The organism is Labrenzia sp. ATLA3, from assembly GCF_057180185.1.
Genome location: NZ_JBXUKV010000007.1, coordinates 222,650 through 245,754, shown reverse-complemented (window position 1 = coordinate 245,754; position 23,105 = coordinate 222,650). Strand labels below are relative to the sequence as shown.

Here is a 23,105-nt window from a genome sequence, read left to right as displayed (position 1 = left end):
TCGAAAAACCAAAGCCCCGGCGAAGACCGGACTATTGAGGAGGTACTTTGATGAAAACCAAGATTCTCGCACTCGCTGCCGGTCTGATGACCGCAACCGCGCTGGCGTCCGTACCGGCAAAGGCCGACGTCAAGATCGGCTTGCTCGGCGGCATTTCCGGCCCGATCGCAGCCATGGCTCCGGCCATGATCGATGCAGCACAGCTCGCTTTCCAGCAGGTCAACGAGCAAGGCGGTATCGGCGATGGCGAACAGCTGGTCGGTGTTGTCGGCGACAGTGCCTGTAACCCGCAGAACGGCACCGACGCCGCAACCAAGGCCGTCAACATCGAAGGTGTCATCGGCGTTGTCGGCCCGCACTGCTCGGGTGCGGTGCTGGCCGCTGCCGGTTCGGTCACCATCCCGGCCGGTATCACCATGATCACGCCGTCCGGCACGTCGCCGGAAATCACCACGCTCGATGACAAGGGCACCGTCTTCCGCACCGTGCCGTCCGATGACTATCAGGGCCGTGCGCTGGCACGTACCCTGAAGGATCAAGGCTACGAGAAGGTCGCTGTTGCTTACCTCAACAACGACTATGGCACCGGTCTTGCCAACGCGTTCAAGGCGGAATTCGTCGATGAACTCGGCGGCGAAGTCACCCAGTTCGCAGCGCACGAAGAAGGCAAGGCCTCCTATCGTTCCAACCTGGCCGAACTTGCCAAGGGCGACGCTGACACGCTGGTGATCTTCGACTACGGCGATGGCACCGGCCTCACCATTCTGCGTCAGGCTCTGGAAAACGGGTTCTTTGACAAGTTCGTCGGCGGCGACGGCATGAAGTCCGAAGCGGTGATCAACGAACTGGGCGTCGAAAACCTCGGCACCTTCGTGGCGTCTTCTCCGGTTGGCGAACAGTCCGCTTCGCTCGATATCTTCAACGAAGATTTCAAGAACATCGGCGGCGATCCGGATGCGATCTTTGCCACCACGTCTTATGACGCGGCGTTCCTGCTGGCACTGGCGGTCGAAAAGGCCGGCGGCAAGAAGGAAGATGTTGCAGCGGCCATGGCCGAAGTCTCCAACGGCGAAGGCGAACCGATCCGTCCGGGCGAGTGGAAGAAGGCCAAGGAACTGATCGCAGCCGGCAAGGCCATCGACTACAAGGGCGCAGCCGGCGACCAGAACTTCGACGCCAATGGCGACGTTCCGGGCACCTACGCCCTGTGGGAAGTCGGCACCAACGGCTTCGAAGTCCTGACCGAAATGAAATAAACGACTTCACAAGAAGTGTTTGAATGAAACCGGCGGCTCTAAAGGGCCGCCGGTTTTTTGGTTTGAGAAGCCATGCAATCCTCCATCGCGGTCATTCCGGACAAGTGAAGCAGAGCCGAAAGCAGATCCGGAATCCAGACATATTTCGCGCGTAAGCGTGGCTGGTTCTCTTTCTTTTCAAGAAGTGTTCGCTCACGCTCACGCTTATGTGCTGGGTTCCGGATCGGTGCGCAGCTTTGGCTGCACTTGTCCGGAATGACGGAGGAGCAGAGAAAACAAACTGAGGTCTCCCTTACCCCGTCCCGATTTTCCCGCTATACACCTCGCCATGCGTGATCTGGATGTTCTTGTGCTTGGTGGTGGTGCCGCCGGGTTGATGTGTGCGATTGAGGCGGCGAAGCGTGGGCGCAAGGTGCTCGTGGTCGACCATGCCGGGAAACCGGCGGAGAAGATCCGCATTTCCGGCGGGGGGCGCTGCAACTTTACCAACATCCATTGTTCGCCGGCTAATTTTCTGTCGCAGAACCCCAGGTTCTGTGTCTCGGCGCTGAAGCGCTACACCCAGCAGGACTTCCTGAAACTGGTCGAAAAGCACCGGATTTCCTGGCACGAAAAAACACTCGGCCAGCTCTTTTGCGACGACAGCGCCAGGGACATCATCCGCATGCTGCTCGCCGAGTTGGAAGCGGCCGGGGGCACCTTGCAGCTGGAGACGGAAATCAAGGCGATTGAAAAACCGGACGACCGGTTCTCCGTCTCAACCTCCAAGGGGCCGTTGCGAGCAGCATCGCTTGTGGTGGCGACCGGCGGGCCGTCGATCCCGAAGATGGGCGCGACCGGCTTCGGGTACGATCTGGCCAGGCGCTTCGGCCACAATGTCATTGCCCCGCGCGCGGCGCTGGTGCCTCTGACCTTTTCCGATGCCAACAAGGAGCTGTGCGGCCGGCTTGCCGGGATTTCGGTGGATGCGGTCGTTTCCTTTCAAAAGACATCGTTTCGCGAAGGCCTGCTCTTCACCCACCGGGGTCTGTCCGGTCCGTCGGTGCTGCAGATCTCGTCCTACTGGCAGGAGGGCAAGCCGATCTCGGTGAACCTGTCTCCGGAGGCCGATGTTTTCGAAGCCTTGCGAGGCGCCCGCAAGGACAACCCGAAACAGGACCTGAAGACGGCGCTCGGCGGACTGCTGCCCAACCGGCTGGCCGATGAACTGTCGCAGGCTTTTACCCTGAAAGGCCGCCTTGCTGACCAGTCGGACAAAGTTCTGCGCCGGGCGGCCGAACAGTTGAACCACTGGCAGCTCACACCGGTCGGCACCGAGGGGTATCGCACGGCGGAGGTTACCCTGGGCGGGGTCGACACGAAGGAACTCTCCTCCAAGACCATGGAGAGCACGAAGGTGCCCGGGCTCTATTTCATTGGCGAGGTGGTCGACGTCACTGGCCATCTGGGCGGCTTCAATTTTCAGTGGGCCTGGTCGTCGGGCCATGCCGCCGGTCAGGTGGCCTGACAGCGTATCCTTTCGGGGAAGAGATTTGCGCGGCGCAGCATTTTTTGATGACCGCCCCTCAGAGCCGGGTATAGTGGCCCGAAAGAAGGTTTGGCTCCAGGCCGTCCTTTCGCCGTGACCGTGTTGTTCCTTTTCCTGAGAAGGTGCTTCAGGGCTGTCTCGAAGGATGGGCGGCAAACGCCGGAACACGCGGCCCGTTCTTCAGCATCGGCCTGGTGGTCCGCGCGGAGACGAGCAAAGGGCTGCGCCTGGGTGAAAGAGAGCGGCTTGTGGTTGTCGTTCGGGGGGATGAATGAAGCGCGTAACCATTCACGATGTGGCCGAAACGGCTGGCGTCAGCCTGGCGACTGTTGACCGTGTGCTGAACGGCCGGCCGGGGGTGCGCAAGGTCACCATCGAAAAGGTGCGGCAGGCGGTCGATGCGCTGAATTACAAGCCGGATGTCTTTGCCGCGGGTCTTGCCAAGAAACGGGTCTATCGTCTGCACTTCCTCATTCCCAATGGCCCGAACGCCTTCATGGAAGACCTGACCCGCGAAGCGCTGTCTCACGCCGAAACCATGAGCGCCGACCGCATGCATGTGCATGTGGAGCCTATCGACGCCTTCGACGGCCACCGGGTGGCCGGCACGCTGGCGATCCTCGATCGGTCGCAGTGCGACGGTGTCGCGGTCGTCGCGCCTGTGTTTCCCGAAGTTCAGGCCGCCATCGACCGGCTGCAGGACCGGGGCGTGCCCGTGGTCACGCTGGTTTCCGATCATCCGTCCTCTTCCCGCCGGCATTTCGTCGGTATCGACAATGTGGCCGCCGGGCGCACCGCCGGGCGGTTGCTCGGCCGTTTCCTGCCCAGGGTGCCGGCCAAGATAGGGATCATTGCAGGCTCACTCGGCCTTCGCGACCACGCCGAGCGCTATCAGGGCTGCCGGGATGTCATCGAAAAAGACTTTCCTCATCTGGAATTGTTGAAGGTGCGTGAGGGCAGGGACGATAACGCCCGCAACGCCGACCTGATGCGAAAGCTCCTGGCAGAACATCCGGATCTTGCCGGGCTTTACAATATCGGCGCGGGCAACAGGGGCACGATTGCGGCCCTGAAGGAAAGCGGCCGTAGTCAGGACATTGTCTTTGTCGGTCACGAGTTGACGCCCTACACGCGTGAAGCGTTGCTGGACGATGTGCTTGATGCCGTGATTGCCCAGGACCCCGGACACGAAATCCGCAGCGCTATCCGTGTGTTGAAGGCGCTCTGCGACGGCGCTGCGATCATCGAAGGGCAAGAACGTATCGGCATTGATGTGTTTATGAAGGACAATCTGCCCGGCGATCTGGAGCCTTCCGCACCCGCCGGGCAGCCTGCCTGAAGGCGTTGTCAGCGCAGCTTTTGGCCGATTCTGGCAAAAAGTCTCCTCCTACATTCAAATTTTGAATTGACCTTTCAGGGCGCGCGCCTCATATCTAATGCATGCGTTTGACACAACAGACAAACTATGCCGTTCGCGCGCTGATGTACTGCGCCGTGAACCCCGACAAACCGAGCAAGGTCGCGGATATCGCGGCCAGCTTTGACATGTCTGAAACCCACTTGTTCAAGATCATGAAAGTCCTGGTCGATGCAAATCTGATCAAGACCATTCGTGGCCGGAACGGCGGGGTCATGCTGGCACGCCCGGCAGAGAATATTTCGGTAGGCGAGGTCGTCCGCGCCGCTGAAGAGAGCTTCCTGCTTGCGGAATGTTTCGACAGCGGCCGCAAGGATTGCCCGCTCATCATGTCCTGCGGCTTCAACGGCCTGCTGCATGAGGCGCTGGAAGCGTTCATGGAAGTGCTGGACGGCAAATCGATTGCCGACCTATCGGAAGACCGCTTCGGCATGCGCGATCTCCTGAAGATCGATATGACCAAGACTCCGATCGCGGCCAACGCGTAAGGGTTTCCCGGCACGTCAAGATTTCGAAGGCGCCACCAACCGGTCGGCGCCTTTTTTGTTTGGGCTAGGGGAAGTTCAGCGAGTGATGGCCCGGGTCGCCGGCTGGAAGAGAGGCCTCTGGCGCAAGGAGAAGCTGACGCAGGCTCTCGCTGCGGGTCGATCTGTTTCAGCATGTCGGGGAAAGGTCGGTCACGGCACGCATCATGCGCGGGCGGGGACTTAAGAAAAGGCCGGGCTGGCTTGCCGCTGAGGGAGAGGAGAGGGCGGTTGGCTGGCCTGGCATTTGTCACTCCGGTCTCCCGGAGGGCCTGTCTAGTCCGAAACCAGAGGACGCGATTTCCGGTTCCGTTTCGATCAGGCATTGCCTTGATAGGAAAACTTGAGTATGAGTGTCAAGTATAAAGTTGAGTTGGAAACTCATCTTTTAATTTCGATGTCCCACTGCTCCTTTAACAAGCTGAAATTTGACCAGTTTCAGGAGCGAAAAAAGGCCAAGGACCGAATGCGCGCTATGACACCGACCGCCAACAGCCAGAAGCACCGCCTCTCCCTGGGTTCCAGCAGCCGCGCCTCGCGCGCCTTTGCGGCAAAGCCGCCACGCGAGACGAAATCGGAACTCGATACCCGCGACCTGTTCAGCGGTCAGCGCCAGATCGAGATCCGCCACAACAACGAAACCTACCGTCTGTCCATCACCAAGCAGGGCAAACTGATTTTGACGAAGTGATTTTCCCGGCCGTGGTCCCTTCCCCCTTGTGGGGAAGGGTTGGGGAAGGGGCTGAACCGCGATGCCTCTCAGCAAGGACCTCCACCGCTCCTCGCTCCCACAAAAGTGGAGGGCGACGCGCGTGGCGTACCAGTCACTCCAGGTAAAATTGGTCGAACTCAGGCTCCGAAAATCGCCACAGGTTTGCCGACACCGCGCAGGGCGTGTTCGCCCATGGCGCTCAGGTCGGTCTGAAGGTCGCCGGACAGAGCGTTCCGCACAGGTTCTGTCAGAAGCAGAGCGCGACCGAGGGGCTTGCAAAGGGATTCCACGCGGCTGGTCTCATTGACCGCGCGTCCAATCACGGTGAAGTCGAGCCGTTCTTCGCCGCCAACATTGCCGAAAAAGACTTCTCCCCTATGAAGGCCAATACCGATCTTCAGCGGATGCCAGTAAACCGGATCCGGAAGCTCTTCGGGCGGATTGCGGTTCAACGCGTCGATAGCCTTAAGTGCTGCCTTGGCAGCCTTCATCGCCGCATTGGCTGCTGCCTTTTCGCCGAGTGTTTTCTGATCGAACACGGCAAGAATGCCGTCGCCCATGAACTTCAGGATATCCCCACCGTGGTTGAGCACGGCATCCGACACCCGGTCGAAATAGGCATTGAGAATTGAGGTGACTTCCGGCCCGCTGAGCCTGTCGGCCAGTTGGGTGAAGCCGCGCATGTCGGCCATGAAGACAACGGCCGTGATCGCCTCACCGTCGCCGCGCTTGATCTCACCGTCCAGCACGCGCTGCCCTGCAATGGGTCCGAGGTAGGTCTCGGCAACATTGCGGGCAATCCGCTGGACGATGTGGCGCTCGATATGGAGTGCCAGCAGATCGATCAGGTTGCGGATCGGATCTTTTTCCTCCGGCAACCAGCCTCCTGGCTTGCGGGTCGCCAGGGTCATGGCATTGTGTTTTTCGTGCGAGGAACTGAGCGGCAAGGCGATATAGGCCGTGTAACCCTGATCGGCGAGTTCACGCATCAAGGGTGCGGAATTCGCGCCCTCGTCACTTTCCAGATCGACCCTGATGATCTGGCCTTCGTTTATGACGTGAGACAGCGGATTGCGGGTGAAGGCTTCAGATTTTGACGCATTTGCGTCTGCGGCCACCTCGTCGCAGAACTTGTCCTGGCTGTTCCACACCCAGGAAAAGCCGACGACGCGGGGATGAAGCGTCCCGATGTGCAGCGTTGCCCGGTCAAAGGCAATGCCGGCGGCCTTGCAGCGCCACATGAACTCCTCGAACATCAGCATGACATTGTCGATCCGTGTTGCCTCGTGCAGCAACCACGAATTCAGTTGCTCGATACTGAGTGTTTCCGGCGCACAGGAAGGCCCCCGCCGGGAGCGGGCAATCAGATAGACATGGGGCGCATAGCTGCGCGGGGCGGGATCCAGGAAAGCTTTGTTCATCGGGGCTCCGTGACACGGATTAAACTAATATCTCGGGCGCCGACGATCAAAATTCAATCGGCAAAATACCGATTGGTAGAAAATGCGTTCGCACGACTCGGGAGAAACGGGCGAACGGGAGAACGCCAAGATTGATGTATCCTTCGAGACAGAGCTGCGCGCTTCCTCAGGATGAGGTTGGATTATGGCACACACTGGCTGACCTTCAGCACATTCTTCTTAACCTGAGGAGCCGCGTTTGCGGCTCCCCGGAGGAGAGGGCTGAGTCAAAGGGTTGGCAAGGTGCCGCGTTAAAACGCCGCCTCGACACCACCCATTTCCACGTAAACGCTCTTGGTCTGGCTGTAGTATTCGATTGCCGCATGGCCGTTTTCGCGGCCGATGCCCGACTTCTTGTAGCCGCCGAAAGGCATTTCGATCGGGGTCAGGTTGTAGGTGTTGATCCAGCACGTGCCGGCCTGCAGTTGGTCGATCACCCGGTGTGCCCGCTGAATGTCCTTGGTGAAAACGCCTGCGGCAAGACCAAATTCCGTGTCATTGGCGCGTGCGACGACATCGTCCTCATCCGTGAAGTCGAGAACGCTCAGCACCGGGCCGAAAATCTCCTCGCGGGCAATGCGCATGTCGTCCTTCACGTCGGCAAAGACGGTGGGCTGCACGAAATAGCCATCCGGGAAGCTGGAGACCGAGGCCGTGCCGCCGCCACAGACCAGACGCGCGCCTTCTTCCTGGCCGATCTGCATGTAGTGGAGCACCTTGTCGAGATGCTGTTTGGAAACCAGCGGGCCGATGTTGGTTTCCTCGTCCAAGGGATCACCCAGCACCGCTTTGGCCGTGCGTTCCGCCAGCCGCTTCAGGAAGGCTTCCTTGATTGCTTCGTGAACGAACACACGCGTGCCGTTGGAGCAGATCTGACCGGTTGAGTAGAAGTTGGCGTTGATGGCGGCGGAAACGGCGTTTTCAATATCCGCGTCGTCAAAGACGATCAGCGGCGACTTGCCGCCAAGTTCCAGCGTTGTCTTCTTCAGGTGTTCGCCCGCAAGCGCTGCCACCTTTGCACCCGTGGGAACGGAGCCGGTGAGGGAAATCTTGGCGATGGCCGGGTGGGCCACCAGCTTCGCGCCGACGTCGCCAAAGCCCTGCAACACGTTGAAGACGCCGTCCGGCAGACCGGCTTCGGTAAAGGCTTCCGCCAGCTTCAGGGCGCTCAGCGGGGTGACTTCCGACGGCTTGAAGATCATGGCGTTGCCGCAAACAAGGGCCGGGGCGGATTTCCAGCACGCGATCTGGATCGGATAGTTCCAGGCGCCGATGCCGAAGCAGATGCCGAGCGGTTCGCGCTTGGTATAGGCGAAGGAGCCGCCCAGATCGATGTGCTCGCCGGTGAGTGTCGCCGCCAGGCCGCCGAAATACTCCAGGCAGTCGGCCCCGGAGGCAGCGTCAGCGATGAGGGTTTCCTGCAAGGGTTTGCCGGTGTCCAGCGTTTCCAGAATGGAAAGGTCCCGGTTTTTCTCGCGCAGGATCTCTGCCGTCCGGCGCAGCACGCGGCCGCGCTCGACAGGAGGCGTTGCCGCCCAGATCTTCTGACCCTCGCGGGCGGAACGGATGGCTGCTTCGATCACCGCATCGTCGGCGGCGTAAAGCCGGGCAATCGCTTCACCGGTTGCAGGATACAGCGAGTCGAAAGGTGTGCCGCTCTGGCTCTCGGCATATGAGCCGCCGACATAATGGGACGCTTGCGGTTGGGCGCGCATGGGTTGGCTCCTTGATTTGTGTCTGCCCTGGTTTGTCAGTGATCTGCTGTGCCAGAGGTCAGCGTTGGCTTGTTTCCCACTCCGGGTGGATCCACGGTTCCTGGTTTGACGCGGGAAGCGGGGTTTTGCCCAGAATATGGTCCGATGCCTTTTCCCCGACCATAATCGAGGGCGCATTCAGATTGCCATTGGTGATTTGCGGAAAGATGGAACTGTCGGCGACACGCAGGCCATCGACACCGATGACCCGGCATTCCGGATCGACCACGGCCATGGCATCGTCCTTGGCCCCCATCCGGCAGGTGCCACAGGGGTGATAGGCGCTTTCCACGTGTTCGCGAATGAAGCCGTCGAGCTCCTCATCGCTTTGCACTTTATCTCCCGGCTGGATCTCCTTGCCGCGATAGGGAGCAAAGGCTTCCTGGCCGAAGATCTCGCGGGTCAGACGAATGCTGGTCCGGAAGTCTTCCCAGTCGTCTTCGTGAGACATGTAGTTGAACAGGATCGACGGCTTGGCCTTGGGATCGCTGGAGGTCAGCTTGATCCGGCCGCGCGACTTGGACCGCATCGGCCCGACGTGGGCCTGGAAGCCATGGCCTTCCGCGGCGGCCTGGCCGTCGTAACGCACGGCGAAGGGCAGGAAGTGATACTGGATGTCCGGATATTTCACGCCAGCCTTGGAGCGGATGAAGGCGCAGCTCTCGAACTGGTTCGAGGCGCCGAGACCCTGTTTCAGGAACAGCCACTGCGCCCCGATCACCGCCTTGGAGATGAGGTTCCAGTGTTTGTAGAGCGTGATCGGCTGGGTGCAGGCCTGCTGAAGATAAAGCTCCAGATGGTCCTGAAGGTTGGCGCCAACGCCGGGCCGGTCGGCCACGACATCGATCCCCATTTCAGCCAGATGTGCCGCCGGGCCGATGCCCGACTGCATCAGGATCTTCGGCGAGTTGATAGAGGAAGCCGACAGGATCACCTCGCGGGCGGCCCTGGCTTCGCGGACCTCACTGCCGGTTTCGAATTCCACGCCGACTGCGCGATTGTCCTCGATCAGGACCCGGCGCACCAGGGCGCCCTTCACCAGGGTCAGGTTGCCACGTTTGAGGGCCGGTTTCAGATAGGCGTTGGCGGCGGACCAGCGGCGGCCGCGATGGACCGTCATTTCCATGTCGCCGAAGCCTTCCTGACGTTCACCGTTGTAGTCGGCGGTCACGCCATATCCGGCTTGTTCGCCAGCGGTCTTGAAGGCGTCGAACAGCGGGTTCCACTTCGTGCCGCGTTGGACATGCAGCGGACCTTCGGTCCCGCGCCAGCCCTCCTGGCCACCATGGCTGTGTTCCTGGCGCTTGTAGTAAGGCAATACGTGGCGATAGCCCCAGCCGCTCGCGCCCATCTCTTCCCAGGTGTCGAAGTCGCAGGCGTGGCCACGCACATAGACCATGCCGTTGATGGAAGACGACCCGCCAATAACCTTGCCGCGCGGTGTGGCCAGACGCCGGCCACCGAGGTGCGGTTCCGGCTCGCTGACATAGCCCCAGTCGTAGAGCGGCATGTTCATCGGGTAGGACAGGGCAGCCGGCATCTGAATCAGCGGACCGGCGTCCGTTCCGCCGAATTCCAGCACAAGCACCCTGTTGTTCGGGTCTTCCGACAGGCGATACGCCAGGGCGCAGCCGGCGGATCCTGCCCCGACAATGATGAAGTCGAACTGGTCGCTCATGTTGGTCCTAGTTGCTCAATTCTTGCTGTTGCGCCCTTCGTGGACGGCAATCTGGGTTTCCACATAGTCTTCGACCAGGGCGATGGCGGCCGCGCGGTCGGTCTTGCCGTCGCGCAGCGCTTGCCGGATCCAGACCCCGTCGATCATGGATGCGGTACCCTCGGCAATGCGCCGGGCGTCGTCCTGGGGCATGAAGGCCCGCAGGTTGTGGGTCAGGTTCGAGGCGAGCCTCGCGGCATAGATGTTCAGAAGACGGCTGTTGCTGTCGGTGGTGCGCGACTGGACGTAGAAGGCGAGCCAGGCCGCGATCACCGCCGGGCGAAACTGATCGACCGAAAAGTTGCCGGAAATGATTGCGGAGATCCGTGCACGCGGAGTTTCCGCCTTTCTGAGGTTTTCGCGGATGGCGAGGCCGAGTTCGGTCAGCAGATGGCGCATCGTGGCGGCCAGTAACTGGTCCTTGGAACCGAAATAGTGATGCACAAGTCCGCCGGAGACACCCGCCCGCTTGGCGATCTGCGCCATGGTTACATCGCTGTAGCCACGTTCGTGTATGGCATCGACCGTGGCGTCAATCAGGCTGCGCCGCCGCTCTGCTTCCATTCCGACCTTGGGCATTTCGACCTCCATTACAGGGTGAGAGAAGAATTCAGATCAGCTTTTCGACCGATAGTCTGACGATGGCAAATCCGGCCAAGCACAAATCCGGGTTCCGATCGTCACGGTCATCGTGCAACTGCGTCAAGGCGAAGGACTAGCCTCCCCCACAGCCTTTTCCGGACCCTTGCCTGGTTCATCTCACACTCAGGTTTTATTTTTAATTGATCAATCAATCAATGAAAACTTGCAAATTTTTCCGGTGGATGTTTGGATCTAAGTTAGTCAGGCTGTGGGCAGGGGAAACTGAGGGCGTTAGAACCTGAAAGACACCCTTCGCACCGCAGAAGAACAAGAAATCAGACTTTCCACAGGAGGCATACACATGAAAATTGCAGCGAAACTCGCTGGAGGCCTGGCGCTCGGGCTGATGCTCACGGGAACCGCCTTGGCAAACGATCCGGAAAGCTGCCAGACGGTTCGCTTCTCCGACGTCGGCTGGACCGACATCACGGCAACCACTGCCGCAACCTCAGTCGTGCTGGAAGCACTCGGCTACACGCCGGACGTCAAGCTCCTGTCCGTGCCGGTGACCTATGCGTCGCTCAAGAACAAGGACATCGACGTCTTCCTCGGCAACTGGATGCCGACCATGGAAGGCGACATCAAGAATTACCGTGAGGACGGCTCCGTCGAAACGGTCCGTGCCAATCTGGAAGGCGCGAAATACACGCTGGCCGTTCCGGATTACACCTATGAAAAAGGCCTGAAGAGCTTCCAGGACATCGCCAAGTTCAAGGAGGATCTCGACGGCAAGATCTATGGCATCGAGCCGGGCAACGACGGCAACCGCCTGATCATCGGCATGATCGATGAAAACCTCTTCGGCCTGGAAGGCTTCGAAGTGGTGGAATCCTCCGAGCAGGGCATGCTGGCGCAGGTCGCCCGCGCGAACCGCCGCGACGCGGACATCGTCTTCCTCGGCTGGGAACCGCACCCGATGAACGCCAACTTCAACATGAAGTATCTTGAAGGCGGCGATGACATTTTCGGCCCGAACTACGGCGGCGCAACCGTCTACACCAATGTGCGTGCCGGTTACGTTCAGGAATGCCCGAATGTCGGCAAGCTGCTGGAGAACCTGGAATTCTCGTTGCCGATGGAAAACGAGATCATGGGCGCGATCCTGACCGATGGCGAGGATCCCAACAAGGCGGCAGCCGCCTGGCTGAAGGAGCATCCGGCTACCTTCGAAAACTGGCTCGTCGGCGTGAAGACCTTTGATGGCGGCGACAGCTTCGCAGCCGTCAAGAGCGCTCTTGGACTTTAACGTCTCTTGTGAAGTGAACGCCGTCGCTCGCGACGGCGTTCTTTTTGGTGGCAACAGGTTTCACAAGGGGGCTCACGTTGGAGTGGCTGACTGAAGAAAAGATCCCGATCGGCAGTTGGGCGAAAGCCGGGGTCGATTGGCTTACCGACAACGCTTACTGGTTGTTCGACGGAATTTCCGCCTTCCTCTTGACGATCATCGACGGGATCCTGTGGGTGCTCCAGGCACCGCATCCTCTGGTGATGGTCGCCATTTTCGTCGCGCTGGCCTATTTCGTTCACCGCACAATATCGTTTGCAGCCCTTGTGGCGGTCGCCCTGTTGCTCATCATCAATCAGGGGTACTGGGAAGAGACCACGGAAACCCTGGCCCTGGTCATCGCCTCCACGCTTGTCTGCATGGCTATCGGTGTGCCGACCGGCGTTCTTGCAGCACATCATCCGCGCTTTTACGCGGTTCTGCGTCCCATACTCGATCTGATGCAGACGCTGCCCACCTTTGTTTACCTGATCCCTGCGCTCATTCTGTTTGGGCTCGGCATGGTGCCGGGCCTGATCGCAACGGTGATCTTTTCCATTCCCGCGCCAATCCGGCTCACGCAGCTCGGCGTGTCGTCAACGCCAACCTCGCTCCTGGAAGCCGGCAAGGCGTTCGGAGCGACGAATTCCCAGATGCTCTGGAAAATCGAATTGCCCTACGCCATGCCGCAGATCATGGCGGGGCTGACGCAGACAATCATGCTGTCCCTGTCGATGGTCGTGATCGCCGCGCTTGTTGCTGCCGACGGTCTCGGGGTTCCGGTGCTGCGTGCGCTGAATACGGCAAACGTCGCGCTCGGCTTTGAGGCGGGCGTCTGCATTGTCCTGATCGCCATCGTTCTCGACCGTTTCTTCCGCACACCGTCAGGAGGCAACAAGAAATGAGCGATACAACCATGATGCCTGTCGTCTCCTTCAAGGAAGTCGACATCGTCTTCGGCGAAAAGCCCCGTTCGGCCTTGCCTTTGATTGACGCCGGCAAGACCCGACAGGAAATCCAGGCAGAGACCGGTCAGATTCTGGGTGTTGCCGGTGCCACCTTCGACATCTACGAAGGTGAAGTGATCGTGCTGATGGGCCTGTCGGGCTCGGGCAAGTCGACGCTGCTTCGTGCCGTGAACGGCCTTAACCCGGTCATCCGGGGCGAAGTGCAGGTTCATGACGGCGCACGCTACGTCAATCCCGAAACCTGCCCGGAAAACGACCTGCGCGAACTCCGCCGGCACCGGATAGGCATGGTGTTCCAGCAATTCGGTCTTCTGCCGTGGCGCACGGTGGCGGAGAATGTCGGCTTCGGCCTGGAGCTGGCCGGCATGCCGGCCAAGGAGAGGGCGGCCAAGGTCGAGGCCCAGCTCAAGCTGGTCGGCCTGAACGGCTGGGGCGAAAAGCACGTCCACGAACTTTCCGGCGGCATGCAGCAGCGTGTCGGCCTGGCCCGTGCGTTTGCGACCGATGCACCGCTTCTGCTGATGGATGAACCGTTCTCGGCTCTCGATCCGCTCATCCGCGACAAGCTTCAGGACGAGCTGCTTGATCTGCAGAAGGAACTCAACCGGACGATCATCTTCGTCAGCCACGACCTCGATGAAGCGGCCAAGATCGGTTCGCGCATCGCGATCATGGAAGGCGGGCGCGTCATCCAGCTCGGCACATCGCAGGAGATCGTCAAGTCACCGGCAACAGACTATGTCGCCGAATTCGTCAGCCACATGAACCCGCTGAACGTGCTGCGCGCACGCGACATCATGGTGCCCCCCGGCAGCTTGCCGGGCTCGCTCGCCAGCGGCCTGACCTGCGAAACCGAAGCCTCGGTCCGCGAAGTCGCAAAGCTGAAAAGATCCAGCAAGGATCCCGTTGTCGTGAAGGCAAAAGGCTCCATTGTCGGCGTCATCGGCGAGAAGGAGCTGCTGGACTGCATGGCGTAAGGCATGCGGGGCAAAACGAAGGCGGTTCAACCCGGTGGCCCTCATCCTGAGGAAGCGCGTAAGCGCTGTCTCGAAGGGTGGGCGGCTTGTTCGGTGCGTGCGGCCCATCCTTCGAGACGGACCTGAAGGTCCTCCTCAGGATGAGGACGGATATTAGACTGCGGGCAAGCGTATTAGAGAATTGGCTGCCAAGCCGCAAAACAGAACAAAAAACGGGGCCGCAAGGCCCCGTTTTTCATTGGTCAATCCGCGCCAGCCGTCCGCAGACGGTGGCTGCAGTCTGATACCTTAGAGCAGCTCGAGCTGAGCAGCCTGCTTGCCGCGGCCGCGACGATCGTCTTCTGCGACGAAGGAGATCTTCGCACCTTCGACGGGCGTTCCGATACCGGCCTGCTCGAAAGCGGTGATGTGAACGAAGACGTCCTTGGAGCCGTTTTCCGGAGTGATGAAGCCGAAGCCACGGTCATGGTTGAAGAATTTAATGGTGCCGTTCTCGCGCATGGAGAAACCTTTCCGCAGGTTGGATGCGCCATCCCGTTTCCGGCAGGCGCGGATAAACGAGAAGTCAACAAGAAACGGAAAGCTTGGAAATTCAGAGCAGCGCTTGATGGAGCCCTGCCGAAGTCAGTCTCACCGGGTCTTTCGTCAGTCCCGTACGGCACAACGCGTACCGATGGACAATAATGTAGGTCCAGCCGGGCCCTACGGCAAGCGAAAGATTTTTGCAGTTGCCAAACCGAGGCCATAAAGCCGGTAAATCGTGTTCAGATGACAAAGTGACAGCTTGTGACACCAGTCACAGAGCCCGGCCGGGGGGCGGGTTATCTTCGTTTCATGAGTTGAGGCGGACAGCAGGGCCTCAAGAGACAGGAAGGGATACCGTCATGTTCAAGAAGTTCGCAGTTACCGCCTCCGCGCTGGCTCTCGTTGCTGGCATCACTTTGACCTCTCAGGCAACACCTGCCCATGCCGCCAAGGGTTGGCAGGTCGGCGTCGGCGTCGCCAGCGGTCTCGCCGCCGGTGCAATTCTCGGGTCGGCTCTTTCCCAGCCGCGCTATGTTGCTCCGCCGCCGGCCTATTACCCGGCCCCGCCGGCCTACTATCCGGCTCCGGCCCCGGCCCCGGTCGTCTACCGTCCGGCTCCCTGGAGCCCGGCCTGGTACAACTACTGCAGCCGCAAGTACCGCTCGTTCAACCCGAACACCGGTTACTTCCTGTCCTACTCCGGGCAGTACCGCTTCTGCCAGTAAGGCAGTTCCCGCTTCGCCGGATGCAACCGGCCCGAAAAGGCCACCGGCCACTCCCTGCAAGGTTCTCCTCCCACCTTGCAGGGAGTTTTTTGTTTGGGTGCCATTAGGGCTCTCATGGCCGTCAGGCGAAGGTCCGCAGCCTAGGCGGATATGCGTTTCGCTGCGCGCATCGTGGTTTCAAGCTGATTGAGAAAGCGCGAGCGGTCGGCCTTGGTGAAGCCTGGGCCGCTTTCGCGGATCTCGCCGATTTCCCGCAGATGCGTGTTGAGATCGCGCATGGCAAGGCGGATGCCCATGGCATCCTCGCGGAACGGCTTGCCCGTCGGGCCGATAACAAGAGCGCCGGTTTTCACGCAGCGCGCCGCGAGCGGCACATCGGCGGTCACCACCACATCGCCTGCCACGGCCCGTTCCGCGATCCAGTTGTCGGCTTCATCCGGCCCTTCGGGCACAACCACTCGCTCGATCAGATCGCCTTCGGGAAGCCGCATCCAGCTGTTCGAGACGAATTTGATCTGCACATTGTGGCGCTCGCCCACTCGCACGGCTTCGTCCTTGACCGGGCAGGCGTCTGCATCAATGTAGAGCACGGTCATGTTGTTTGCTCCTTTTTTGAGCTTTGAAGATAGGCTGCAATGCCGTCAGCCGCACGGGCACCCGTCGCAAAACAGGCCTGCAGCAGATAACCGCCCGTCGGGGCTTCCCAGTCCAGCATTTCACCGGCTGCGAAGACGCCGGGCAGTTTCTTGAGCATCAGCCCGTCATCCAGTTCGTCCAGCGCAATGCCGCCCGCAGACGATATCGCCCGGTCGATGGAGTAGGGGGCGTTCAGGGTAACGGGAACAGACTTGATGCGCTGCGCAAGGCTTTCGGCATCCGAAGGGATGTCCCCGGTTTCGTGCAGCAACGCCAGTTCCAACGGGCTCAACCGCAGGGTCTTCTTCAGGAAGGTGGCTGCGGACTGCTTGCCGCGAGGTCTTGATAGTTTTGCCGCCAGTTCGTCCACGCTGGACTGCGGCCGCAGGTCGATCTCCAGCGACGCCGAGCCGGTCCGGTTGATGGCTTCGCGCAGTTCGGCGGAGAGGGCGTAGATGGCGCCTCCCTCAAGACCCTGGGCAGACACGACCGCCTCTCCCGGCACCCTCTTGCCGTCATGGCAAAGGGCAATACGCTTCAGCGGCGTGCCGGCGAAGCGCTCTTTCAGAAAATCGCTCCAGCCGGTCTGAAAGCCGCAATTTGCCGGCTGAAACCGGTTGATGCGGATGCCGTGCTCTTGCAGCAGCGGCACCCATGCGGCATCGGAGCCGAGTTTCGGCCAGCTCGCGCCACCCAGTGCCAGCAGGCAGGCGCGTGCGGAAAGAGGCGGCGTGTCGCCGGTCCCGTTGGCCTTTTCCTCGGGATTTCCATTGAAGGTGAAGACCTGAAGCGGTCCATTTCCTTCGATGCCGCCCAATGCGCGCCGTGCCAGCAGGCGGACGCCGTTCCCGTCCAGCCGGCGCAGCCAGGCACGCAGCAGGGGAGAGGCCTTCATGGATTTGGGGAACACCCGCCCACTGCTGCCGACAAAGGTTTCTTCGCCCAGCCCTTCGCACCAGTTTCTCAACGCCTCTGGCGGGAAGTCCTGGATGAGGGGCGTCAGAAAGGCTTCGGCCTGCCGGTAGCGTGCCAGAAAGGCCGTCAGATCTTCGCTATGGGTCAGGTTCAGGCCGCCGCGTCCAGCCATCAGAAATTTGCGCGCGGGTGAGGCCATGCGGTCGATCACCACAACGCTATACCCTTTTTCGGAAAGGCGCTCCGCGGCAAAGAGGCCGGCCGGACCGGCGCCGGCAATCAGGACGTCAAACATGCGGCCTTATAGTTCAAGGCAGGGCGCGAAGACCACACCGGATTTTCGACAGGATGGGGGCCATAGTCTCGGATTACTGCAAGTATTTGTTATCAGTCTCATGAGACTATCTTCGGGCGGGCATACCTGCGGAAGTCTTTCTTGCAGGACTGCTTCTTGAGATGGGAGCCGGGAATGGAAAAAAATACGGACCTGGCAGTCGTTGCCGATCCGGATAAAGAGGTTCAGACGGGCTTTGAACGCCTGTTTGGCACCCACATGAGAATTGTTTGCTTTTCAGAGACAGAATCTGCCTTAAAGTTTCTGAAGCAAAACAATGGCGCGGCTGTCATTTTCTCCAGTTTTAATCTGCCCGGTCGTGGCGGAACAGCTTTTCTCCGGGCCGCCGAAACCGTTGCTCCTCAGGCCGCACGGGTTATGCTGACCCGGGAAACCTCGGCCGAGGCTATCAAGAAAACCCTGAACGAAGGCCATGCCTTCTTGTATCTGGAAAAGCCGTGCCGGCCGGCGGACTTGGCCAGCGCCATGGAAACGGCGCTTGCCCACCATATTCAACTCGCCAAGGACCGGGCGCTGCTGGAACGCACATTGGCCGGGTCGATCAAGCTGCTCATCGATATGCTGGCGCTGTTCCACCCGGAAGCCTTCCGCCGCACGAGCACCGTCCGCAAACAGGCATTGCGGCTGGCCAAGCGCCTGGGGATGAAAAAAACCTGGGAGCTGGAGATGTCGGTGATGTTGTCACCGCTCGGCGAGGCGTTGTTGCCGAAACAGATCATCGCCCGCTACCGCACTGCCCGCAGTCTCAGCGAGCAGGAACGCACCATTCTAGACAAATCCCCGGTTCAGACCCGGGATCTGTTGAAGAACATACCGCAATTGGAGAAAGTATCGGAATATCTGTACCTGTCAGGCCGTGGCTTCGACGGGTCGGGTTTCCCCAAGGATGGGCCGACGGGCAAGGAAATTCCGATGATCGCCCGCATCCTGAAGCTTTTGACAGATCTCTGGTATGCCAGCCCGGAAAGCGGCCCGGACGCCGCTGCCTTCGAAGCCCTGACCATCAACAAGCGCAAATATGATCCGATGTTGCTGGAGCTGGCCAAGGACACGTTTTTGGACAACGTTCCGGAAGAACGCAAGAAGCTCATTGCTGAATGCTACATCCGCTCGCTGCGGCCAGGTGATGTGCTGATCGATGACGCGCTCACCGAAACCGGCCACGAACTGGTCCTGTCGCGCGGGCATATGCTGACGCCAACGACTATTCGGCGGCTGGAGCATTTCAACCAGGCTGCAGGTGTTCGCCAGCCCATCCGCGTCGAACGTCATTTGGCCCCGGAAGAGGTTCTGAGCGACACGGCCTGAGCGGAACGGAGACGACACGGCAACACTGTTGTCTCCTGCCCGCCCTCTCCTCATTGTTCAAACCGGGAAGTGACGGGAGACGTGGCCGGCGAACCGGGTGGTTACGTCAATCTGTCCTGGACTTGTCCAGCAACTCCGCCTCATAGGCCTTGGCGACACGCAGGAAGCGGGCGTGGGCGTAGTTCATGGCCAGAATAAAGCCCCACCAGCCGTATTTGCGGTACTTGCGCACGAAATAGGCCTTGAAGAAGCTCACCGGAAATTCGGTAAGAAGACGGCTTTTGGGCAGCTTGCGGCCGCGGGCGCGCATGTCTTCCACCTGCATGCCCGAATAGCGATTGTATTTGCCGACCTGAAAATCCAGCGAGCGGATGGACCGATGCGCCATGATGCCGGAAAGGTTCGCGATGCGCGCGCCTTCCTCTGGGCGCACCGTGTCATGCACGGTCGAGGCGGAGAACCGGCCTTTACGCCGGTCGTAGAGGCGGATCTGGTGGTAGCCGTAAGCCCAGGGGGCTGGGGTGGTTTCATGGGCATATAGATCGCGGATCATGATGCGCCAGCCGTCGGCGTCCGTGTAGCTTCCGTCTGCGAATTTGGCCTTGATTTCAGCGGCAAGGTCCGGCGTCACCTCTTCGTCGGCGTCCAGGTTGAGCAGCCAGTCGTTGCGGCACAGGTCTTCGCCGAAACGCTTCTGCGGGCCGTAGCCAGGCCAGTCGTTATAAACGACCCGCGCCCCGAGCTTTTCGGCCACGGCGACGGTCTCGTCGCTTGAGCCGCTGTCGATGACGATGACCTCGTCCACCCAGCCGATGACACTTTCGATCGGCCGGGCGATCCGATCGGCCTCGTCACGGGCAATGATGAAAACGGAGAGAGGCAGGCGGTCGGTCATGAACGGTCCGGCTTTGCTGTGAGCGTTTGGCCGGAAAAGCTCCGGCGCGACTATTTAGCCGTGCCGGAGCCTGAATTGAAGGCAGGAAATCAGGATTTTACGCGGGCAAACAGAGCATCGAGCCCCTGAAGCGCAATCGTGTCCCCTTTCAGCGTGCCGCTGAAGCCAGGCGCCTTGAGGTCTTCCAGGTCAAGTCCGCTCAACGTGATGGTGGCTGGATCGGTGCCCAGGTTGAAGGCGCAAAGCACGGTTTCATCCTGATGGCTGCGAGTGAAGACCAGCGTGTTGTCCTGGCTGTCCAGAAACACCATGTCGCCCTTCTTCAAGGCGTCCTGCATCTGCCGCCAGGCGTAGAAGGCCCGATTGCGATTGAGGATGGAGGTTTCATCCTTGTCCTGTTCGAAGGCGGCAAGGGCCAGGTGATCCTGCGCGACCGGGAGCCAGGGTTCGGCTTCGGAGAAACCTGCGTTCCCGTTGTCCTTGACCCAGGGCATCGGTGTCCGGCAGCCGTCGCGGCCCTTGTATTCCGGCCAGAAACGGATGCCGTAAGGGTCCTGCAGCTTCTCAAACGGGACATCGGCCTGCGGCAGCCCCAGTTCCTCGCCCTGGTAGAGGCAGGGCGTACCGCGCAATGAAGCGCAGAGCGCGGTTTCAAGCGGCGCGAACCGGGCGATGTCCAGGTCTTCCCCCCAGCGGCTGGCAACCCGCTTCACATCATGGTTCGACAGCGCCCAGGAGGCCCAGCCCGAGCCGATGCCGGCATTCATCTCTTCCACGATCTTGCGGATGTAGGGTGCCGAATGCTGAGGCGTCAGAAGATCGAAGCTGTAGGCCATGTGAATCCGCTTGCCGGCTTCCGTGTAAGAGGCCGTCAGCTCCACCGCCTGTCCATCGGCACCGATTTCGCCGACCGATGTTGTGCCCGGATATTCGTCCAGCAGCGCCCGCAGCTTTTCCAGAAACACCAGATTTTCCGGCCGGGTCTTGTCGTACAGGTGAACCTGATAGCCGTAGGGGTTGGACGGGTCGACGGTGGACGGCATTTCAGCCGCGTCCAGCGGTGGATTGTCCCGAAGCTGCTCGTCGTGGAAATAGAAGTTCACCGTATCGAGGCGGAACCCATCAACGCCCCGGTCGAGCCAGAACCTGGCCGCGCCCAGCACCGCGTCCTGAACGTCCGGGTTATGGAAGTTCAGATCCGGTTGGCTGGTCAGGAAATTATGCATGTAATACTGGCGCCGGCGGCCGTCCCATTCCCAGGCCGGACCACCGAAGATCGACAGCCAGTTGGTCGGCACTGTGCCGTCCGGCTTGGCGTCGGCCCAGACGAACCAGTCGGCCTTGGCATTGTCCCGGGAAGCGCGGCTCTCGACAAACCAGGGGTGCTGGTCGGACGTGTGCGAAATCACCAGATCGATGATCACCTTGAGGCCGCGGGCATGGGCGGCGGCCAGCATCCGGTCGAAATCGGCCAGTGTGCCGAACATCGGGTCGACATCTTCGTAATTGGAGACATCGTAACCGAAGTCGTCCATCGGCGAGGTGAAGAAGGGTGACAGCCAGATGGCGTCGACACCCAGCGAAGCGATATAGTCCATCCGCTCACTGATGCCGTTCAGGTCGCCGATGCCATCGCCGTTGGTGTCGTTGAAGGAGCGCGGATAGATCTGATAGATCACCGCTCCGCGCCACCAATCCGGGTCTTTGATCAAGTTTGCTGTCACATCAGCCTCCAGGCCCGTTTCGGCTTCTTCGAACATTGCCGGGTGTCTCCGTTCCGCTTCTGAAGCGGTTGTATAAGTTTCAAAGCGCTTTGAATGGCTATATCCAGCGCCTTCTTAGGTCAAGTGAGCAGTCATGAAAAAGTCGCGCGGCAATCGCTTTCGGTAAGCGATGTGTGAATTGCGTCGCATCTGCATGTCAGGAAGCAGGAAGCACAAGCAAAAACCGGCCCTGCGAGGCAGGACCGGTGGAGCTACTGAAAAGGAACGAAAAAGGATTTTGTCCGGAACGCGTTCTTCCTATACCGCTTAAGTGACAGGCATATGACCGTCTGCCTCGCCTTCTTGGCAAAACGCAGTAAGGCAGCGCCCTGCCGGCAGCGCCGCTGGCGATCGCTTTATCTCTTTGGACTAATGCAATTAAGTTGATGAAGTAAAAGAGGAAAAAATTTTGTTATGACGTTTAGGTCAGTTTCTTCTTGCAAAGCAACATGGAAGCTGGAACTGTCCAGGCAATCAGAAATTACGTAAGATGGAGGGGCTGAGGCTAGGGCCAGCGGTCCGGCCGAAATCCTGTTCCCTCTTGCGGGCAAAAAACCTGGAGGAAGTGTCATGACGGCAGCCATGGTGGGTTGGGCACACATGCCCTTCGGCAAGCATTCGGAAGAGACAGTTGAAAGCATGATCGTCAAGGTGGCGGTCGATGCCATCAAGGACGCCGGCATCGAGCCGGGAGATGTCGACGAGATCCTGCTCGGACATTTCAATGCCGGTTTTTCGGCGCAGGACTTCACCGCCTCTCTGGTGCTGCAGGCCGATCCGGCCTTGCGTTTCAAACCGGCAACCCGTGTCGAAAACGCCTGCGCAACCGGCTCTGCCGCCGTCCATCAGGGCGTGCGCGCCATTGCGTCGGGCGACGCCCGCTTCGTACTTGTTGTCGGTGTCGAGCAGATGACCACGACGCCCGGACCTGAAATCGGCAAGAACCTGCTGAAAGCATCTTACCTGAAGGAAGAAGGCGATATCCCGGCAGGCTTCGCCGGTGTCTTCGGCAAGATCGCAGATGCCTATTTCCAGAAGTATGGCGACCAGTCTGATGCACTGGCCAAGATCGCGGCGAAAAACCACAAGAACGGTGTCGGCAACCCCTATGCCCAGATGCGCAAGGACCTCGGTTTCGACTTCTGTCGTGCGGAATCGGAAAAGAACCCGTTTGTCGCCGGTCCGCTGAAGCGCACCGACTGTTCTCTGGTATCCGACGGCGCCGCCGCACTGGTTCTCACCGATCCGGCAACGGCGCTCGGCATGAAAAAGGCGGTTGCCTTCCGCGGGCTTGCTCACGTTCAGGATTTCCTGCCCATGTCGAAGCGCGACATCCTGAAGTTTGAAGGATGTTCCAAGGCCTGGGGGCAGGCACTCGGCGATGCCAATCTGGCGCTGGACGATCTGTCCTTCGTTGAGACGCACGACTGCTTCACCGTTGCCGAGCTGATCGAGTATGAGGCCATGGGCCTGACCAAGGAAGGTGAGGGCGCCCGCGCCGTGCTGGAAGGCTGGACGGAAATGGGCGGCAAACTGCCGGTAAACCCGTCCGGTGGTCTGAAGGCCAAGGGCCATCCGATTGGCGCCACCGGTGTTTCCATGCACGTGCTTACCGCCATGCAGCTGACCGGCACCGCCGGTGATATTCAGGTCAAGAACGCCGAAATTGGCGGCATCTTCAACATGGGAGGGGCCGCGGTGGCCAACTTCGTGTCCGTGATGCAGGCGATGAAGTAGTCTTGTAACGAACAGGAAGTGCAATTA

The 23,105-nt window shown here is 60.1% G+C and carries 20 protein-coding genes; 11 read left to right on the top strand and 9 right to left on the bottom strand.

Going from position 1 to position 23,105, the window contains the following annotated elements:
* Window positions 1–50: 50 nt before the first annotated feature.
* From AC2A6O_RS20275 to hemP, 5 genes are all read left to right on the top strand, one after another.
* A complete protein-coding gene (locus tag AC2A6O_RS20275; protein WP_148585401.1) occupies window positions 51–1,256 on the top strand; it encodes an ABC transporter substrate-binding protein in 1,206 nt (401 codons plus the stop codon).
* Between the two features lie 328 nt (window positions 1,257–1,584).
* Window positions 1,585–2,763, top strand: coding sequence for a BaiN/RdsA family NAD(P)/FAD-dependent oxidoreductase (locus AC2A6O_RS20270; protein WP_498929766.1), 1,179 nt, complete (start codon window positions 1,585–1,587; stop codon window positions 2,761–2,763).
* A gap of 292 nt (window positions 2,764–3,055) precedes the next feature.
* On the top strand, window positions 3,056–4,123 hold the full coding sequence (locus AC2A6O_RS20265) for a LacI family DNA-binding transcriptional regulator (RefSeq protein ID WP_498929764.1): 1,068 nt from the start codon (window positions 3,056–3,058) through the stop codon (window positions 4,121–4,123).
* A gap of 101 nt (window positions 4,124–4,224) precedes the next feature.
* On the top strand, window positions 4,225–4,689 hold the full coding sequence (gene rirA, locus AC2A6O_RS20260; RefSeq protein WP_148585398.1) for an iron-responsive transcriptional regulator RirA: 465 nt from the start codon (window positions 4,225–4,227) through the stop codon (window positions 4,687–4,689).
* A gap of 511 nt (window positions 4,690–5,200) precedes the next feature.
* Window positions 5,201–5,416, top strand: a complete 216-nt coding sequence (gene hemP, locus AC2A6O_RS20255; RefSeq protein ID WP_148585635.1) for a hemin uptake protein HemP — start codon at window positions 5,201–5,203, stop codon at window positions 5,414–5,416.
* Window positions 5,417–5,574: 158 nt separating this feature from the next.
* On the opposite strand, the gene AC2A6O_RS20250 is transcribed toward hemP, so the two are convergent.
* The 4 genes from AC2A6O_RS20250 to betI all read right to left on the bottom strand — a co-directional run bounded on the left by AC2A6O_RS20250 (window position 5,575) and on the right by betI (window position 10,947).
* A complete protein-coding gene (locus tag AC2A6O_RS20250) occupies window positions 5,575–6,858 on the bottom strand; it encodes an adenylate/guanylate cyclase domain-containing protein (protein WP_498929761.1) in 1,284 nt (427 codons plus the stop codon).
* Between the two features lie 290 nt (window positions 6,859–7,148).
* Complete coding sequence (gene betB, locus AC2A6O_RS20245; protein WP_498929759.1) at window positions 7,149–8,612, bottom strand: betaine-aldehyde dehydrogenase; 1,464 nt, start codon at window positions 8,610–8,612, stop codon at window positions 7,149–7,151.
* A 58-nt stretch (window positions 8,613–8,670) separates the two neighbouring features.
* On the bottom strand, window positions 8,671–10,329 hold the full coding sequence (betA, locus tag AC2A6O_RS20240; protein WP_498929757.1) for a choline dehydrogenase: 1,659 nt from the start codon (window positions 10,327–10,329) through the stop codon (window positions 8,671–8,673).
* Window positions 10,330–10,344: 15 nt separating this feature from the next.
* A complete protein-coding gene (gene betI, locus AC2A6O_RS20235) occupies window positions 10,345–10,947 on the bottom strand; it encodes a transcriptional regulator BetI (protein ID WP_498929755.1) in 603 nt (200 codons plus the stop codon).
* A gap of 364 nt (window positions 10,948–11,311) precedes the next feature.
* On the opposite strand from betI, the gene AC2A6O_RS20230 reads away from it, so the two are divergent.
* The 3 genes from AC2A6O_RS20230 (at window position 11,312) to choV (ending at window position 14,219) form a co-directional block, all read left to right on the top strand.
* On the top strand, window positions 11,312–12,256 hold the full coding sequence (locus AC2A6O_RS20230) for a choline ABC transporter substrate-binding protein (protein ID WP_498929753.1): 945 nt from the start codon (window positions 11,312–11,314) through the stop codon (window positions 12,254–12,256).
* Window positions 12,257–12,333: 77 nt separating this feature from the next.
* Window positions 12,334–13,179 (top strand): choline ABC transporter permease subunit, encoded by an 846-nt coding sequence (gene choW / locus AC2A6O_RS20225; protein WP_148585392.1) that lies wholly within the window; start codon window positions 12,334–12,336, stop codon window positions 13,177–13,179.
* A gap of 11 nt (window positions 13,180–13,190) precedes the next feature.
* Window positions 13,191–14,219: a choline ABC transporter ATP-binding protein gene (gene choV / locus AC2A6O_RS20220; RefSeq protein WP_162855062.1), complete on the top strand. Its 1,029-nt coding sequence runs from the start codon at window positions 13,191–13,193 to the stop codon at window positions 14,217–14,219.
* A gap of 288 nt (window positions 14,220–14,507) precedes the next feature.
* Here choV and AC2A6O_RS20215 read toward each other — a convergent pair whose 3' ends face one another.
* Window positions 14,508–14,720, bottom strand: a complete 213-nt coding sequence (locus AC2A6O_RS20215) for a cold-shock protein (protein ID WP_006934329.1) — start codon at window positions 14,718–14,720, stop codon at window positions 14,508–14,510.
* Window positions 14,721–15,103: 383 nt separating this feature from the next.
* On the opposite strand from AC2A6O_RS20215, the gene AC2A6O_RS20210 reads away from it, so the two are divergent.
* Window positions 15,104–15,469, top strand: coding sequence for a BA14K family protein (locus AC2A6O_RS20210; RefSeq protein ID WP_148585390.1), 366 nt, complete (start codon window positions 15,104–15,106; stop codon window positions 15,467–15,469).
* Between the two features lie 140 nt (window positions 15,470–15,609).
* Here the strand turns inward: AC2A6O_RS20210 and AC2A6O_RS20205 are convergent, their stop codons facing one another.
* Window positions 15,610–16,065: a YaiI/YqxD family protein gene (locus AC2A6O_RS20205; RefSeq protein WP_498929750.1), complete on the bottom strand. Its 456-nt coding sequence runs from the start codon at window positions 16,063–16,065 to the stop codon at window positions 15,610–15,612.
* The gene (locus tag AC2A6O_RS20200) at window positions 16,062–17,315 is read right to left on the bottom strand and encodes a BaiN/RdsA family NAD(P)/FAD-dependent oxidoreductase (protein WP_498929748.1); all 1,254 of its coding nucleotides are present in this window, start codon (window positions 17,313–17,315) and stop codon (window positions 16,062–16,064) included. The genes AC2A6O_RS20205 and AC2A6O_RS20200 overlap by 4 nt, the downstream gene beginning before the upstream one ends.
* 174 nt (window positions 17,316–17,489) lie before the next feature.
* On the opposite strand from AC2A6O_RS20200, the gene AC2A6O_RS20195 reads away from it, so the two are divergent.
* The gene (locus tag AC2A6O_RS20195; protein ID WP_148585387.1) at window positions 17,490–18,683 is read left to right on the top strand and encodes an HD domain-containing phosphohydrolase; all 1,194 of its coding nucleotides are present in this window, start codon (window positions 17,490–17,492) and stop codon (window positions 18,681–18,683) included.
* 106 nt (window positions 18,684–18,789) lie between these two features.
* On the opposite strand, the gene AC2A6O_RS20190 is transcribed toward AC2A6O_RS20195, so the two are convergent.
* Window positions 18,790–19,578: a glycosyltransferase family 2 protein gene (locus AC2A6O_RS20190; protein WP_498929746.1), complete on the bottom strand. Its 789-nt coding sequence runs from the start codon at window positions 19,576–19,578 to the stop codon at window positions 18,790–18,792.
* 89 nt (window positions 19,579–19,667) lie between these two features.
* Window positions 19,668–21,338 (bottom strand): alpha-glucosidase family protein, encoded by a 1,671-nt coding sequence (locus AC2A6O_RS20185; RefSeq protein ID WP_498929744.1) that lies wholly within the window; start codon window positions 21,336–21,338, stop codon window positions 19,668–19,670.
* A 573-nt stretch (window positions 21,339–21,911) separates the two neighbouring features.
* On the opposite strand from AC2A6O_RS20185, the gene AC2A6O_RS20180 reads away from it, so the two are divergent.
* Window positions 21,912–23,078: an acetyl-CoA acetyltransferase gene (locus AC2A6O_RS20180; protein ID WP_498929742.1), complete on the top strand. Its 1,167-nt coding sequence runs from the start codon at window positions 21,912–21,914 to the stop codon at window positions 23,076–23,078.
* Window positions 23,079–23,105: the final 27 nt, after the last annotated feature.

Coding starts and splice junctions, on each gene's coding strand:
- AC2A6O_RS20275 (WP_148585401.1), top strand. CDS start 51: ATGAAAACCAAGATTCTCGCACTCGCTGCCGGTCTGATGACCGCAACC.
- AC2A6O_RS20270 (WP_498929766.1), top strand. CDS start 1,585: ATGCGTGATCTGGATGTTCTTGTGCTTGGTGGTGGTGCCGCCGGGTTG.
- AC2A6O_RS20265 (WP_498929764.1), top strand. CDS start 3,056: ATGAAGCGCGTAACCATTCACGATGTGGCCGAAACGGCTGGCGTCAGC.
- rirA (WP_148585398.1), top strand. CDS start 4,225: ATGCGTTTGACACAACAGACAAACTATGCCGTTCGCGCGCTGATGTAC.
- hemP (WP_148585635.1), top strand. CDS start 5,201: ATGACACCGACCGCCAACAGCCAGAAGCACCGCCTCTCCCTGGGTTCC.
- AC2A6O_RS20250 (WP_498929761.1), bottom strand. CDS start 6,858: ATGAACAAAGCTTTCCTGGATCCCGCCCCGCGCAGCTATGCGCCCCAT.
- betB (WP_498929759.1), bottom strand. CDS start 8,612: ATGCGCGCCCAACCGCAAGCGTCCCATTATGTCGGCGGCTCATATGCC.
- betA (WP_498929757.1), bottom strand. CDS start 10,329: ATGAGCGACCAGTTCGACTTCATCATTGTCGGGGCAGGATCCGCCGGC.
- betI (WP_498929755.1), bottom strand. CDS start 10,947: ATGCCCAAGGTCGGAATGGAAGCAGAGCGGCGGCGCAGCCTGATTGAC.
- AC2A6O_RS20230 (WP_498929753.1), top strand. CDS start 11,312: ATGAAAATTGCAGCGAAACTCGCTGGAGGCCTGGCGCTCGGGCTGATG.
- choV (WP_162855062.1), top strand. CDS start 13,191: ATGATGCCTGTCGTCTCCTTCAAGGAAGTCGACATCGTCTTCGGCGAA.
- AC2A6O_RS20215 (WP_006934329.1), bottom strand. CDS start 14,720: ATGCGCGAGAACGGCACCATTAAATTCTTCAACCATGACCGTGGCTTC.
- AC2A6O_RS20210 (WP_148585390.1), top strand. CDS start 15,104: ATGTTCAAGAAGTTCGCAGTTACCGCCTCCGCGCTGGCTCTCGTTGCT.
- AC2A6O_RS20205 (WP_498929750.1), bottom strand. CDS start 16,065: ATGACCGTGCTCTACATTGATGCAGACGCCTGCCCGGTCAAGGACGAA.
- AC2A6O_RS20200 (WP_498929748.1), bottom strand. CDS start 17,315: ATGTTTGACGTCCTGATTGCCGGCGCCGGTCCGGCCGGCCTCTTTGCC.
- AC2A6O_RS20195 (WP_148585387.1), top strand. CDS start 17,490: ATGGAAAAAAATACGGACCTGGCAGTCGTTGCCGATCCGGATAAAGAG.
- AC2A6O_RS20190 (WP_498929746.1), bottom strand. CDS start 19,578: ATGACCGACCGCCTGCCTCTCTCCGTTTTCATCATTGCCCGTGACGAG.
- AC2A6O_RS20185 (WP_498929744.1), bottom strand. CDS start 21,338: ATGTTCGAAGAAGCCGAAACGGGCCTGGAGGCTGATGTGACAGCAAAC.
- AC2A6O_RS20180 (WP_498929742.1), top strand. CDS start 21,912: ATGACGGCAGCCATGGTGGGTTGGGCACACATGCCCTTCGGCAAGCAT.